This is a genomic window from Testudinibacter sp. 'clade 2' (assembly GCF_006227735.1).
Taxonomy (GTDB): Bacteria; Pseudomonadota; Gammaproteobacteria; order Enterobacterales; family Pasteurellaceae; genus Chelonobacter.
Genome location: NZ_VDHB01000065.1, coordinates 1 through 14,543, shown reverse-complemented (window position 1 = coordinate 14,543; position 14,543 = coordinate 1). Strand labels below are relative to the sequence as shown.

15 protein-coding genes and 3 tRNA genes are annotated in these 14,543 nt (G+C 46.2%); 4 read left to right on the top strand and 14 right to left on the bottom strand.

The window, feature by feature from the left end; all coding sequences use genetic code 11:
* Positions 1-238: 238 nt before the first annotated feature.
* The 6 genes from FHQ30_RS05755 to FHQ30_RS05730 all read right to left on the bottom strand — a co-directional run bounded on the left by FHQ30_RS05755 (position 239) and on the right by FHQ30_RS05730 (position 3,467).
* Complete coding sequence (locus FHQ30_RS05755) at positions 239-724, bottom strand: YchJ family protein (RefSeq protein WP_139610245.1); 486 nt, start codon at positions 722-724, stop codon at positions 239-241.
* 51 nt (positions 725-775) lie between these two features.
* Positions 776-852 (bottom strand) — tRNA-Arg (locus FHQ30_RS05750).
* A gap of 66 nt (positions 853-918) precedes the next feature.
* Positions 919-995: transfer RNA gene (locus tag FHQ30_RS05745), tRNA-Arg, on the bottom strand.
* Between the two features lie 10 nt (positions 996-1,005).
* Positions 1,006-1,095, bottom strand: a tRNA-Ser gene (locus FHQ30_RS05740).
* Between the two features lie 137 nt (positions 1,096-1,232).
* Positions 1,233-3,251 (bottom strand): DNA helicase Rep, encoded by a 2,019-nt coding sequence (gene rep / locus FHQ30_RS05735; RefSeq protein ID WP_139610246.1) that lies wholly within the window; start codon positions 3,249-3,251, stop codon positions 1,233-1,235.
* Between the two features lie 3 nt (positions 3,252-3,254).
* Complete coding sequence (locus FHQ30_RS05730; protein WP_139610247.1) at positions 3,255-3,467, bottom strand: YceK/YidQ family lipoprotein; 213 nt, start codon at positions 3,465-3,467, stop codon at positions 3,255-3,257.
* Positions 3,468-3,685: 218 nt separating this feature from the next.
* On the opposite strand from FHQ30_RS05730, the gene FHQ30_RS05725 reads away from it, so the two are divergent.
* Positions 3,686-3,976, top strand: a complete 291-nt coding sequence (locus tag FHQ30_RS05725) for a hypothetical protein (protein ID WP_139610248.1) — start codon at positions 3,686-3,688, stop codon at positions 3,974-3,976.
* A gap of 33 nt (positions 3,977-4,009) precedes the next feature.
* Here FHQ30_RS05725 and FHQ30_RS05720 read toward each other — a convergent pair whose 3' ends face one another.
* The 5 genes from FHQ30_RS05720 to rpsP form a co-directional block, all read right to left on the bottom strand.
* Positions 4,010-4,735, bottom strand: coding sequence for a nitroreductase family protein (locus tag FHQ30_RS05720; RefSeq protein WP_139610249.1), 726 nt, complete (start codon positions 4,733-4,735; stop codon positions 4,010-4,012).
* 146 nt (positions 4,736-4,881) lie between these two features.
* Positions 4,882-5,229, bottom strand: a complete 348-nt coding sequence (gene rplS / locus FHQ30_RS05715) for a 50S ribosomal protein L19 (RefSeq protein ID WP_132967727.1) — start codon at positions 5,227-5,229, stop codon at positions 4,882-4,884.
* Between the two features lie 36 nt (positions 5,230-5,265).
* Positions 5,266-6,000 (bottom strand): tRNA (guanosine(37)-N1)-methyltransferase TrmD, encoded by a 735-nt coding sequence (gene trmD, locus FHQ30_RS05710; protein WP_139610250.1) that lies wholly within the window; start codon positions 5,998-6,000, stop codon positions 5,266-5,268.
* A gap of 54 nt (positions 6,001-6,054) precedes the next feature.
* Positions 6,055-6,579: a ribosome maturation factor RimM gene (rimM, locus tag FHQ30_RS05705; protein ID WP_139610251.1), complete on the bottom strand. Its 525-nt coding sequence runs from the start codon at positions 6,577-6,579 to the stop codon at positions 6,055-6,057.
* A 33-nt stretch (positions 6,580-6,612) separates the two neighbouring features.
* On the bottom strand, positions 6,613-6,861 hold the full coding sequence (gene rpsP, locus FHQ30_RS05700; protein WP_139610252.1) for a 30S ribosomal protein S16: 249 nt from the start codon (positions 6,859-6,861) through the stop codon (positions 6,613-6,615).
* 232 nt (positions 6,862-7,093) lie between these two features.
* Between rpsP and FHQ30_RS05695 the strand changes: the two genes are divergently transcribed.
* From FHQ30_RS05695 to FHQ30_RS05685, 3 genes are all read left to right on the top strand, one after another.
* On the top strand, positions 7,094-7,453 hold the full coding sequence (locus FHQ30_RS05695) for a YbaN family protein (protein WP_132967814.1): 360 nt from the start codon (positions 7,094-7,096) through the stop codon (positions 7,451-7,453).
* 124 nt (positions 7,454-7,577) lie between these two features.
* The gene (ushA, locus tag FHQ30_RS05690) at positions 7,578-9,242 is read left to right on the top strand and encodes a bifunctional UDP-sugar hydrolase/5'-nucleotidase UshA (RefSeq protein WP_139610253.1); all 1,665 of its coding nucleotides are present in this window, start codon (positions 7,578-7,580) and stop codon (positions 9,240-9,242) included.
* 79 nt (positions 9,243-9,321) lie between these two features.
* Positions 9,322-11,148 (top strand): protein-disulfide reductase DsbD, encoded by a 1,827-nt coding sequence (locus FHQ30_RS05685; RefSeq protein WP_139610254.1) that lies wholly within the window; start codon positions 9,322-9,324, stop codon positions 11,146-11,148.
* A gap of 40 nt (positions 11,149-11,188) precedes the next feature.
* Here the strand turns inward: FHQ30_RS05685 and nrdG are convergent, their stop codons facing one another.
* The 3 genes from nrdG to FHQ30_RS05670 all read right to left on the bottom strand — a co-directional run.
* Positions 11,189-11,656, bottom strand: coding sequence for an anaerobic ribonucleoside-triphosphate reductase-activating protein (nrdG, locus tag FHQ30_RS05680; RefSeq protein ID WP_139610255.1), 468 nt, complete (start codon positions 11,654-11,656; stop codon positions 11,189-11,191).
* A gap of 12 nt (positions 11,657-11,668) precedes the next feature.
* Complete coding sequence (gene nrdD, locus FHQ30_RS05675) at positions 11,669-13,792, bottom strand: anaerobic ribonucleoside-triphosphate reductase (RefSeq protein ID WP_139610256.1); 2,124 nt, start codon at positions 13,790-13,792, stop codon at positions 11,669-11,671.
* Positions 13,793-14,069: 277 nt separating this feature from the next.
* On the bottom strand, positions 14,070-14,543 hold a 474-nt coding region (locus FHQ30_RS05670), incomplete at its 5' end, for a DUF3800 domain-containing protein (protein WP_139625154.1).

Genomic DNA, 14,543 nt, shown 5'->3' with positions numbered 1-14,543 from the left:
TGTCAGATTATTGACAAAGATATTTGATGAGGCAAGGTAGGGGCGGATTATATATCCGCCCGTTTGCGAAGTACTGAATAAGCACTTAATTAATAAAGGAAAAATGCAAAGTGCGGTTCGGGGCGATATATAATCGCCCCCTACAGTTACAACATTAATCGTGTATTTTAACCTTTGTCAGCAGTCTAAAACCGAATCTGTTTGGATTCGGTTTTTTTGTTGGCGGAATATTGCTAACTTAGATTAGAAATGGCGCACAGCACTGTTTAAATTTTTTGCCAGAGCCGCATAAGCAGGGTTGTTTCATGCCCGGGTATTGACTTAATGTCGGATCAAGAAAATACCAGCGCGCGTCGATTTTAACAAAGGTCGAAAGTTCGTGGTGGGCTTGTTTGCCCTCTGCGGTATGATAAAACGCATTGAATTCCACCTGGGCGTGGATTTTGCCGATTTTTGGCAGATGTTGCACAATTTCAAGCCCCGCCCATTGGGTTTGCTGCGCCCATTGTTTCATTGCCGCAGTATTCAAGTGCGGTTGTTGCGCCGGAACAGTGGTGGCAACCAGATAATCTATTTTTTGCAGCGCATAAGCGGCATAGCGTGATCGCATTAACTGCTCAGCGGTTTGCGCAATACTTTTTTGTTGATGTAGTGGTTGGCAGCAAGCTTGATAAGATTGACCTGATTGGCAAGGACAGGGTAAATCAATAGAAATTATTGACATAAAAGTGATAAGCGCAAGATTTGATAATATTGGGAATATAAAAAGAAAAAATGGCGCATCCGAGAGGATTCGAACCTCTGACCGCTCGGTTCGTAGCCGAGTACTCTATCCAGCTGAGCTACGGATGCGTCGTTTCGTTTTTGATTAACCTGTCATATTGTCTTGTTACATTTTAACCAGAGTAAGGATTAAAATGGCGCATCCGAGAGGATTCGAACCTCTGACCGCTCGGTTCGTAGCCGAGTACTCTATCCAGCTGAGCTACGGATGCACAGAGCAAATGGCGGTGAGAGAGGGATTCGAACCCTCGATACAGTTTCCCATATACACCCTTAGCAGGGGTGCGCCTTCAGCCTCTCGGCCATCTCACCGCAATTGGTTTGAGCGCACATAATACGGTTTTCGAAAAATATGTCAATGGCTTTTTTTGCCAGAACCGCACTTTTGCCTTGGTTTTGTAGCTGTTTGCTTGATTTGCAAGCAATTCTTGCTGAAAGTGCGGTCGGTGTTAACGCTTGCGTTGCAGCATGGCTTTCAAATTAGCAACATGATTGGTTGTTTTTTGTTCGATTTGTTGCGTGGTGACGGGTGGTTTATCTCGCTCCCACAGCAAATCACTTTGTGGCAGTTCTAACAGAAAACGGCTAGGTTCGGGGCGGATCAATTCGCCGTATTGGCGCCGCTCTTTGCATAAGGAAAATGTCAGCTCCTGCTGTGCGCGGGTGATGCCGACATATGCCAAACGCCGCTCTTCTTCGACATTGTCTTCATCGATACTGGTCTGGTGCGGCAAAATGCCCTCTTCCATGCCGACCAGATAAACATACGGAAATTCCAGCCCTTTGGAAGCGTGCAGGGTCATTAACTGTACCTGATCGCTTGCGTCGTCTTCTTCGTCACGTTCCAGCATATCACGCAGGGTTAAGCGTGTAACCACCTGATTTAACGTCATGGCTTGGTTATATTCATCGCCACGCAACATACCCGCTACCCACTCGAACAGGGTCGCCACGTTTTTGCTTTGCATTTCTGCCTGTGCTGGGCTGGCGGCGTGTTCGAACAGGTATTCTTGATATTGCAAGGCGGACAACATCTCACGCACCGCACTTTCCGGTTCGCTGCGTAGCGTTTGATCATTCAGCTCGACCATCCAGCGGACGAAATTTTGCAACGCTTGATAGGCTCGCGGGGTGAGGCGTTGGATCAGCTCAAATTCAAAAACAGCTGCAAACAGACTGATATGCTTTTCTTGCGCCAGTTGTCCCAGCTTCTCTAGGGTTGCCGTGCCAATCTCCCTTTTGGGGGTATTCACAATCCGCAGAAATGCGGCGTCGTCATCTTGGTTCACGACCAAACGTAGATACGCCATCATGTCCTTGATTTCGGCACGCGAAAAAAACGAGGTGCCACCGGAAATTTTGTATGGAATGCGATTTTGCATCAGCATTTTTTCCAACAGTCGAGCTTGGTGATTGCCACGATACAGAATGGCATAATCTTTATAATGCGTTTTACGCAGAAAACGGTGCGCCACCAGTTCGGCAACAATCCGCTCGGCTTCGTTTTCTTCGTTTTTGGCTTCTAAAATATGTAGCTTTTCGCCTTCGCCCAAAGTAGAAAACAGTTTTTTATCAAACACATGATCGTTATTATCAATCAAAATATTGGCGGCGTGCAAAATGCGTTGGGTCGAGCGGTAATTCTGTTCCAACTTAACCACTTCCAGTTGCGGGAAGTCGTCACGCAAGCGGATCATATTTTGCGGCCGTGCACCACGCCACGAGTAGATCGATTGATCGTCGTCGCCCACTACGGTAAAGCGTGCTTGCTCTCCAACCAATAATTTAATCAGCTCATATTGACTGGTGTTGGTGTCTTGGTATTCGTCGACCAACAGATAGCGGATTTTCTCCTGCCAGCGTGACCGGACTTCGGGATATTGCTGAAACAGCAGGGTTGGCAGCATAATTAAATCGTCAAAATCCAGCGCATTATAAGCCCGGATTTGGTTGTGATATTGCTCGTAACACAGCGCAAACAAAATCTCTTTCTGACCGTCGGCAATACCTTTGGCACGTTCCGGCAGAATCAGATCATTTTTCCAGTTGGAAATGGTGTTCATCAATTGATTAAGCAGATCTTTATCGCCTTTGAGATACGGTTCGGTCAGCTCTTTCAGCAGCGCTAGTTGATCGTGCTGATCGAACAGGGTAATGTTGGCTTTATAGCCTAAAGTGCGGTATTCGCGTTTGATAATATCAAAACCCAGCGTATGAAAAGTGGAGACCGTCAGCCCTTTGCTGGCTTGTTTGCCAATCGAATGCGCCACCCGCTCGCGCATTTCGCGTGCGGCTTTATTGGTAAAGGTCACCGCCGCAATCTGCTTCGGCAGATAACCGCACTTTTCAATCAAATAGGCAATTTTATTGATAATCACCCGAGTTTTGCCCGAACCGGCGCCCGCCAGCACCAAGCAAGGTCCGTTGACATATTCGACGGCGTTTTGTTGTTGCGGATTGAGTTTCATTGGTTAATCCTGCGCCAGGGCGTAAGGCAAAAGTGCGGTATCTAAAATAAACGACAGCGGAATATCCAAAATCGGTAAGCCCCAACTTTTTGCCATCTGGTAATCATATTTCACCCCGGCATAGGCGCTATACGGCTGGGTTGGATTGATCAAAGTCACAATCGTGCCGCAGCCGCTGAGAGCGAGGCAGGCTAGCAATAAAATCAGTTTATACATGGCACTGGCGTCGTGTTAAAGGTCGTGTTAAAGATAGAGGCTGGCATTATAAAGGGAATACCGTTGCCTCAGCAAAGGAAATGTGTTTTTTTAGCGTATTGATAAATGTGCGGATTTATTGGTTTTTGTATAATCAGATGTTCTAATGGCTATTTTCCTTAAGTATTACTTAATCTTTGTCTGCTTTAATACTGATAAATAAAGCAAAGGAGGCAATGATGAAAAAGATGAAAGATTGGTTACAAAGCAGCAAGCAAAAACTGGCAGGGATTTGGCAGCAGCAGCGGGGAAAATTGCAGCAGAGTGGTTTGTCGCAGAAATTCAGCGGAGTTGCGGCATTAATATTGCTATCGCTGTTTTTATTGATGTTTGGCTTGCTTTCGCTGCTGCTGCTTGCGGCATTCAGCTTGATTGCCGCACTGCAACTGTTATTCGCTAAAAAACCGGTACTGGCGGCTGAGCAGGTGATTATTGAAACCACAGCAGTGAGGCACAACGCTAAACTATAGCGCTGTACTAGCGCAGTAATAACAAAGCGGGTATCAAATTTTTCGGTAAACTTGTTCAAATGGCAGGCGAAAGCGTTCTCCCCAAATGCCGCGTTCTGCTTCACGAATGCCACAGGTGACGACCATGTTGATTTCTGCTCCACGTGGTAGTTGCAGAATCCGTTTCACTATACGACTGTCCAAGCCTTCGAGCGGGCAGGTGTCGTAGCCTTGTTCTGCCATGGCCAGCATAAAGGTTTGCGCCGCAAGGGCACAGCTTTTGTGGGTGACGATACGTAAATCGGCTTCAGATACGTTAGTGGCAATTGGGCGGAATAAGCCAATGCTATGGGCGATCAGTTTGCGCACCATTCCCAATAAACCGAAGCCACGGGCATACAAAAACGGCATTAATTTGCCGTAATAACCCTCTAGTTTTTTCAGACGGTCGCGGTGTTTATCTGCCGGGGTATTGCGCTGAAGATCCTCGCTGGCGGCGCTCAAAACTTGCTTGGCATGTTGACGATGCAAATCCTGACGGGTAACAAACACGACCATTTGTTGTGCGGTGGTGGCAGTATTTTGACTAAGGCAAGCTGCGGCAAGTTGTGAAAGTGCGGTTTTGTCGCTGATGTGATAAAACTCATACAGTTGCATATTCGAGCTGCTGGGTGCCAGTTGTGCCAATTGTAGGCATTGGCGTACTTTGTCACTGTCAAGTGGCGTGTCGCTGTAGTGGCGCATCGCACGACGGTGGTGTAGTATTTCGCTTAAAGTCATCAGGTGTCCTTTGGTTTAGTTTGTTACTGATCATCGGTTTATTTTACACCGATTGTGGGGGCAACCAGTTAGCTGAAAATGGCGCTGACAAAAAAAGAAAAGGCTTGGAGTTTTCCAAGCCTTTCTTATATTTGCTAATCTTGCAATTAGTTCAAACGCTCTTTGATACGCGCTGACTTACCACTACGCTCACGCAAGTAGTACAGTTTGGCTTTGCGTACCGCACCTTTACGTTTTACGCTGATGCTGTCGATTTGTGGTGAATGCGTTTGGAACGTACGCTCAACACCAACACCGTTTGATAATTTACGCAAGGTGAAAGCAGAATGCAGACCGCGGTTACGAATTGCGATAACCACGCCTTCGAACGCCTGCAGACGTTTTTTACTACCTTCAACAACCCATACTTTCACTTCCAAAGTGTCACCAGGACGGAAGCTTGGTACGTCTTGTTTCAATTGTTCTTGTTCCAGTTGTTTAATAATGTTACTCATAATAAATACCTTTTATTCCTAGATGTAACTGAATCTTTACTCTTGCTGCTGGATTAGATCCAACAGCCCTCTTTGTTCGTCAGTCAGAGCTAGGCTTTCCAATAGCTCAGGTCGGCGTGTCCAAGTGCGGTGCAATGACTGCATTAAGCGCCATTTGCGTATTTCCGCATGGTTGCCCGACATTAATACCGGTGGCACGGCGGCACCGTCCAACACTTCCGGGCGGGTATAGTGTGGGCAATCCAACAAACCGTCAGCGAAAGAATCCTCTTCGGCTGAAGCCTGTTTGCCCAATACCCCGGGAATAAAACGAGCAACGGCGTCGATTAACGTCATTGCAGGCAGTTCCCCGCCGGTCAGGACATAGTCCCCGACCGACCACTCTTCATCGATTTCCGCTTCAATCAAACGTTCGTCGATGCCTTCGTAGCGTCCGCAAACCAAAATGATTTTTTGATATTGCGATAATTGCTGTACGCCACGCTGATCGAGTTTGCGTCCCTGTGGAGAAAGGTAAATTACCTTCACACCTTCCCCAGCAGCTTGCTTTGCGGCATGAATGGCATCACGCAACGGTTGCACCATCATCAGCATGCCCGGTCCGCCGCCATAAGGGCGGTCGTCAACGGTATTATGCTTGTCGTGGGTGAAATCTCGCGGATTCCAACACCGCACTTGCAGCAGGTTGTGTTTTACGGCTCTGCCTGTTACCCCGAATTCGGTGATTGCTTTAAACATTTCCGGGAAAAGACTAATAATCCCAATCCACATATTGTTACCTATGCTAAAAATGTTACCGCCAAAGCGCCCACGTGTTTCCTGAGGTTAGAAACCAGCGTCCCAATCCACTTCAATAGTCTTTGTGGCGAGATCGACTCTTTTAACTACTGTCTCTTCAAGATACGGAATCAACCGCTCTTGTTGTCCGAAAGCGTCATTCAAATTGGCTTTCACCACTAATACATCGTTCGAACCGGTTTCCATCATGTCGCTGACGCTGCCCAATTGATAGCCTTGCAGATTCACTACTTGGCAACCGATTAAATCGTGCCAGTAATAGCCCTCTTCAAGCGCTGGGAAGTTTTCCGCATTCACCCCAATTTCAATATTGGTTAGGGTTTGTGCGATGTCGCGATCATCGATGTTTTTCAGTTTCACGATCAAATCGTTACTGTGGTAGCGCCAGCTTTCCAGCTCGGTGGCTTGCCATTTTCCCTTGATATTCAAATACCAAGGTTGATAATCGAAGATACTTTCAGCTTGTTCTGTCGATGAATAGATTCGCAACCAACCACGAATCCCGTAAGTTGAACCCAACTTGCCGACGATACTGATGTTTTGTGCTGTCATATTCACCTACTCATGTGTTTTGCTTAAAGCAGATTATGCTGCTTTTTTTGCTTCTTTAACCAGTGCAGAAACGCGGTCAGATAAAGATGCACCTTTTTCGATCCAAGCGTTGACACGCTCTAAATCTAAACGTAAACGTTCAGCTTTACCGGCAGCAATTGGGTTGAAAAAACCAACGCGCTCGATAAAACGACCGTCACGAGGGCAGCGGCTGTCCGCTACAACGATTTGATAAAATGGGCGTTTTTTTGCACCGCCACGAGATAAACGAATGGTTACCATAGCGTCCTCTAAAATGATAGTAAAAATAAAACCCTCGTTCGAGGTGAGGGTGTCATGTACTTTGTAGCGCAATGAAGCGATAAAAAGCCGTCAAATTTTACTCTTTTCTGCTGGAATTGCAAGTTTTAGTGCGGGGTTTAGCAAATCAATGCTGCTATAGCATTTGTGAAGGCATGGAAGTTGCGTTTATAATGAAAACTATTATTAATAAATGGGAAGCATAATGCCGTTGATCAAATTTATCTATATTTTATTGGGTTTTATTGCGCTCGGTTTAGGAATTATCGGGATTCCGCTGCCGGTGCTGCCGACCACGCCTTTTCTATTGCTGGCATTGTACTTCTTTGCTAAAAGCTCTGAGCGGTTGCACAGTTGGTTTTTGCAGACCGCACTTTATCATAAATACCTGAAAACCTTTGACGAGCAGCGGGCGTTGACCTTGAAAAGTAAGATTTATATTTTGCTGTTATCCACCGGCATGATTGCAATCAGCTATTATTTTTTACCCTCGATTTATGGACGGATTTCGTTGCTGGTGCTGCTGTTGATCGAATACTGGTTTTTCTTTTTCTGGATCAAAACGATTCGTTAATTTTATCGGATAAATCAATGGATTTTATATTATTTTTTGCGCATACTTAGGGGCGAGTTTTTTTATCTTTCATCTTTATCTTTCATCTTGTTTAACTCTCTATTCAAAATAAAAAGGAACTAGTATGAAGTCTTTATTAAAATTAAGCACTTGCGCAGGTGTTATCCTAAGCACTTTGGCATTTTCCGGTTTGGCACAGGCGGAATACGAGAAAGACCGCACTTATCAATTGACTGTGCTGCACACCAATGATTTGCATGGTCGTTTTTGGACCAATCAAAATGGTGAATATGGCTTGGCTGCACAAAAAACCTTGATTGATCGCATTCGTAAAGAAGTTGCTGACAAAGGTGGAGATGTGATTCTGCTCAACGCTGGTGACTACAACACCGGGATTCCGGAGTCTGATTTGCAAAATGCCAAGCCGGATATTGAAGCGATGAATGCGATAGGTTATGAAGCCCTGACCTTGGGAAATCATGAATTTGATAATCCGTTGCAATTGTTGGATATGCAGGAGAGTTGGGCAAAATTCCCGTTCTTATCCGCCAATGTGTTTAACAAAAAAGACGGCAGTTTGTTGGTGAAGCCTTATACCATCTTAGATAAACAGGGGCTGAAAGTGGCGGTGGTCGGTTTGACCACGGAAGATACTGCTAAATTAGGCAACCCGGAATTTATTTCCAATGTCGAGTTTATCCGCCCGGCAGAGGCGGCAAAAGATGTTCTTGCCAGCCTTAATAGTAATGAAAAGCCCGATATCAAGATTGCATTGACCCACATGGGTTATTACCATAATGCGCAATATGGTTCAAATGCCCCGGGCGATGTGTCGATGGCACGGGAATTGGAAAAAGGCGCATTTGACATGATCCTCGGCGGTCACAGTCATGATACGGTTTGTATCAATGATGACGGCAGTTTCAACCTTAAATACAAACCGGGCGATGCCTGCAAACCGGCGTTTGAAAACGGCACTTGGATCATGCAGGCCGGGGAGTGGGGCAAATATGTCGGGCGTGCTGATTTTGAATTTAAAAACGGTGATCTGAAATTGGTTGGCTATCAGCTGATTCCGGTTAACTTAAAAGATAAAGTTAAAAATGCGGAAGGAAAAACCGAGTATGTGTTGTTCCAAGAAGAGATTCCGGCCGATCAAGAGTTGCTGGCACATTTGAAAACTTATCAAGACAAAGGTGATGAATTGCTTGGGGTTGAAGTGGGTAGTGTCAACGAGAAACTGGAAGGGGACCGCAACGTTATCCGTTTCCAACAAACCAATTTGGGGCAGCTGATTGCCCGTTCACAACAGGAGCGTGCCAAAGCGGATGTCGGCATTATGAATTCCGGTGGTATTCGCGCCTCAATCGAACCGGGTAAAGTGACTTATAAAGATATTTTGACCGTGCAGCCGTTCGGCAACATCATCAGTTATGTTGAACTCAATGGGGCTGAGCTGATCGATTATCTGAATGTGGTGGCGTTGAAAGAGGTGGATTCCGGCGCTTATGCGCAATTCGCTGGCATCGGTATGACGGTGGATCGCACTGCGAAAAAGGTATCTGATGTGAAGATCAACGGCAAACCGCTTGATCCGAAAAAAGTCTATCGTATTTCCCTGCCGAGCTACACTGCTGCTGGCGGTGACGGTTATCCATTGGTGAGCGACAATCCGACCTACGTCAATACGGGCTTTGTCGATGCGGAGAGCCTGAAACTCTATTTTGAGGAAAATTCACCAATTGATGCCGCCAAATTTAAAGCCAATGAAGAGATTATTTATAAATAATCTGAGCAAGCAACAATAGATCTTCAAACAAAAATCCGATAGTGTACACATTATCGGATTTTATTTTTAATGGATTGTTATGTTAGTCAAACCGCACTTTGCACGTTTTGCTGTTTTATTGAGCGTTATACTTTTTGTGCTGCATTTGATCAGCAGCACGAGCTTTGCCAATGATCTGTTCGGTAAAAAAGAGCGGTTTTTACCGCCGCATGAAGCTTTTATCTTTTCAGCGCAAGCGGATCAGCAAAGCTTAAACCTCAATTGGCAGATTGCCGAAGGTTATTATTTATATCAACGTGAAATCTCACTTGAGGACGCACAGGGTCGCATCACTGATTTGGCACTGCCGCCCGCCACGCCGTATCATGATGAATTTTTCGGCGAAGTTCAAATTTACCGCAATCAGTTAGCATTTGCCGTGCCGTTACATAACCGCAATGGAAAAATTACCGTTCACTATCAAGGCTGTACCAGCGGTTTTTGCTATCCGCCGGAAACGCAGGAATTGGATTTGACTGCGTTGGCAGGCAGGCAAAACACAACGGCGATAGCCGGAGATCGCCCTGTGGATACCCGGCAACAAAGTGCGGTCATAGCAGACAACCGTAATGTTGACGATAGCGTATTTAATCGTAATAGCACCGAAGAGTTAGCCAGCAATCTGGGCGAAAACAAATTCAGTATTTTGTGGTTTTTTGTTTTAGGGTTAGGTCTGGCGTTTACCCCTTGCGTACTGCCGATGTTGCCACTGCTTTCCTCGATTGTAATCGGACAAAAACAGCGTCCGCACAGCCTGCGTGCGTTGCTGTTGAGTGTGGTTTATATTCAAGGCATGGCGCTGACCTATACCGCACTAGGCTTGCTGGTGGTCGCAATTGGATTGCCGTTTCAAATTGCATTGCAAAGCCCTTATGTCTTGATTGCATTTTCAATTCTGTTTGTGGTTTTAGCCTGCTCGATGTTTGGTGTGTTCACCTTGCAACTGCCGTCTTCTTGGCAAAACAAACTGAATCAAATGAGCCAAAAACAGAGCGGCGGCGCTTATTGGAATGTGTTTTTGATGGGGATGATTGCAGGGTTGGTGGCATCCCCTTGTGTCAGTGCACCGCTGTCGGGCGCATTGTTATATGTGGCGCAAAGTGGTGATTTTGTGACCGGCGGCTTGAGTTTGTATCTGCTGGCGCTGGGTATGGGCGTGCCGTTGGTACTGGTAACATTGTTTGGCAACCGAATTTTGCCAAAAGGTGGCGAGTGGCAAGAAAAAGTCAAAATTGCCTTTGGTTTTGTGATGTTGGCGGTGCCGGTCTTCTTAATCTCACGTTTGATCCCTGAAATCTGGGGTGAACGTTTATGGTCGTTGCTCGGTGTCGCATTTTTCCTTTGGTTGACTTCTGCCATCAGTGATAAAAAATCCCTATTGGGGATCAAACTGCTGCCGTTGCTTGCTGCGATCGTGTTGGCGCAGCCGTTGGTGAGTTGGCTTGGGCAAATGATAAACGGCAATACGCTGACCAGCCAAACCGAGCCACAACATCTGCCTTTTAATGCGGTGTCGGACTATGCCGATTTACAGCAGCAGTTGCAACAAAATAGCGGTAAAGTGGTGATGTTGGACCTGTATGCGGATTGGTGTGTGGCGTGCAAAGAGTTTGAAAAATATACCTTCAGTGATCCGCAAGTGCAGCAGCAGATGGCAAAAATGGTGTTATTGCGAGCAGATTTGACTCGCAACAGTCCACAAAACCGCACTTTGATGGAAAACTTGAATATTGTCGGGTTGCCTACCATTATTTTCTTTGAGCCAAGCGGAAAAGAGATTGCTAACAGCCGCATCAGCGGATTTTTGGACGCCAGACAATTTGAACAATGGTTAGCACCGTTACTGAAACAACGTGATCAACAATAACACTATCATAAGTAACACACTATCATAGTAGAAGTGCGGTTCAGGCTTTCAGGCGGTAAATGACCTGATTGCTGGAACCGCGCCACAACAGTTTCGCATCGGCAAGTTGTTGGATAAACTTGCCGTCGATCAACACGTCGATATACGCCAAAAACGCTTGCTGTTCGGCGTTCAGCTCTTGCAGGCGATAACCGGTCCACAACCAAATATCTTTATCGGGGCATTCGTGTTTAATCCGTTGCACCAACGGCAAAAGTGCGGTCAGGTTTTTCGGGTGCAGCGGATCGCCACCGCTGAGGCTCAAGCCTTGCCGCTTAATGCGCGTATCTTTTAAATCCGCCAGAATTTGATCTTCCATCGCCTGATCAAACGGCACGCCAGCGCAGAATGACCAGCTTTTTTGGTTGTAACAGCCTTTGCATTGGTGCTCGCACCCTGCTACAAACAGGGTGCAACGTGTGCCTTCGCCGTTGACCACATCCACCGGATAATATTGCAGATAGTTCATTGTGATCGCACTTTACAAGTGTTTTACCCGGCGTTTGACTTCTTCCTGCTTGCCGCTGTTGAACGGGCGCGCATCCGGGCTGCCGAGATAGCCGCACACCCGGCGAGTGACCGAAACCGTGCTGCTGTCGTGGTTGCCACAGGACGGGCAGGTGAAGCCTTTGCTGGTGCAGTCGAATTCGCCTTTGTAGCCGCAGCCGTAACATTCGTCGATCGGGGTATTGGTGCCGTAATACGGCACACGGGAATAGCTGTAATCCCATACATCCTCCAGCGCTTTGAGATTGCGCTGCATATTCGGATATTCGCCGTAGCAGATAAAGCCGCCGTTGGCGATCGGCGGATAGGCCATTTCAAAATCCAGCTTGTCGTATGGATTGACCTTCTTTTCCACGTCCAAATGGAAACTATTGGTGTAGTAGCCTTTGTCGGTTACGCCATCAATAATCCCGAACACTTTGCTGTCGAGACGACAGAAGCGATCACACAGATTTTCGCTCGGGGTAGAATACAGGCTGAACGCATAACCGCTCTCTTGTTTCCACGCCTCAACCGCACTTCGCAAGTGCTGCACAATGTCTAAGCCTTTTTGCCACAAGGTTTGTTGATCATAAATAGGGCTGCCGAATAGCGCATTGATGGTTTCGTGAATGCCGATATAACCGAGCGAAATCGAGGCACGTCCGTTTTTGAAAATGTCCGCCACGCAATCATCGGCTTGCAGCCGCACGCCACAAGCTCCCTCCATATATAAAATCGGTGCAACACGGGCTTTGGTCTGTTGCAAACGGGCAATGCGCGTCATCAGCGCTTTTTTGGCAATCGCCAAACGTTGGTCTAACAGCTGATAGAACCGCACTTCGTCATCTTGCGCTTCCAGAGCAATGCGTGGCAGGTTCAAACTGACCACGCCGAGATTATTGCGACCCTCGTGGATTTCCTGCTGATCCTGTTCATATTTGCCCAAAAAGCTGCGGCAGCCCATCGGCGCTTTGAACGAACCGGTCACTTGCACTACTTGGTCGTAATTCAGAATATCCGGATACATCCGCTCGCTGGCGCATTTCAGTGCCAGTTGTTTGATATCGTAATTCGGATCGGCAGCATTCAAATTTAAGCCTTGTTTCAGCGTGAAGACCAGTTTCGGGAAAATTGCCGTTTTGTGATTTTTACCCAAACCTTGCAGTCGATTCTGCAAAATGGCCTGTTGAATCAAACGCGACTGCCAGCTGGTGCCCAAGCCGAAGCCAAAAGTGACGAACGGCGTTTGTCCGTTGGCGGTGTGCAGCGTGTTGACTTCATATTCCAGCGATTGAAACGCATCGAAACACTCTTTTTGCAAGCGTGCTTTGGCGTAGCCTTCCGCATCGGCAATCTGCCATTCTGCTGCGATCGCCAAATGCTTTTCATAGCTTTTTTGTACATAGGGCGCCAACACTTCGTCAATCCGATTGATGGTTGTGCCGCCGTAAATATGGCTGGCGACCTGTGCGATGATTTGTGCGGTAACGGCGGTGGCGGTGGTGATCGATTTCGGGGTTTCAATTTCGGCATTGCCCATTTTAAAGCCTTGCTCCAGCATGCCTTGCAAATCAACCAGCATACAGTTGAACATCGGGAAGAACGGCGCATAATCCAAATCGTGGTAGTGGATTTCGCCTTTTTCGTGAGCCGCCACCACATCGGCCGGCAGCAGATAGCGCTTGGCATAGTGTTTTGCCACAATACCTGCCAGCAGATCGCGCTGGGTTGGGATCACCTTGGCATCTTTATTGGCGTTTTCATTCAGAATTTCCAGATTACTTTGCTCAATCAAGCCCTCGATCTCTTGCGTCAACTGGCTGCGTTTCTCACGCGCCAAATCGCGATCATGGCGGTATTCGATATAGGCTCGGGCAATTTGCGGATACTGGCTCTTCATCAACTTCTCTTCGACCAGCGACTGAATATGCGCAATATCAATCTGTTGCTGATAGTGGCTGAAAATCTGCTGACAAACTTCATTACTGATGTGTGAGCAAAATGCTTCGTTGTTGATTTCGCAGGCAACCGCTGCTTTACGGATAGCTTGTAGAATACGCTCTGCCACGAACGGCGTGCTGGCACCGTCTCTTTTGATGACCTGTAACCCTGACATAAAAACCCCTTATATGGATAAACCAAAAAACGCAGACACTATATATAGACATTATTTATTTTTAAAGCACTATATATTGATTATTTGATCTCTGTCAAATAAAAATAGTTCTCAAAAAATAAAAAGAAGCTAAAAAGAGCTGTAGCGCAGGTGTTTTGAACTTGTTTTTCTATAATGAAAAAACTACAATAGAGTTATAAATGGATCGGGGGTGCTCGGTCGGCGCTATGGTCTTGGTGGTTTCATCGAGACCTTTCGCTTTTATAAGAAGCTATTTTTATGGAAAATGCTTTAACCCTTTTTGATCGAATTGCTCGCCAACACTGCACCTGCCACCTTCACAGTAAAATTTATTCTTTAAAACATCAAATGCGCGGCTTGCTTGTTGAGGATTCAATATATAACGACCTATTGGTCTGGCAACCAAATCTGCTAGTTGTAAGCCTGTGGAATTACTACTCTTTGAAACGATTTTAATTTTAAAAGGTAGCGGTTTTTGAAATTTATTTTCACCGTGGCATATTTTTAGAAATTCTAATTCTAGCTCTCTATCCTCTTTTTTACCACGGCTTTCAACCGCGACAAAAGTAGTTAAATTCGCCTGATTTTTCTCACAAATAAAATCATATAATGTTTCTAAACAATGTTTTAGTGAAAAGTGATAAGGATTGTTTTCTTGCATTTGTGATGAGAGTTTATGCTTTTCAATTACGCAGGCAGCAAGAATAAAGTTAACATTATTAATTAATTC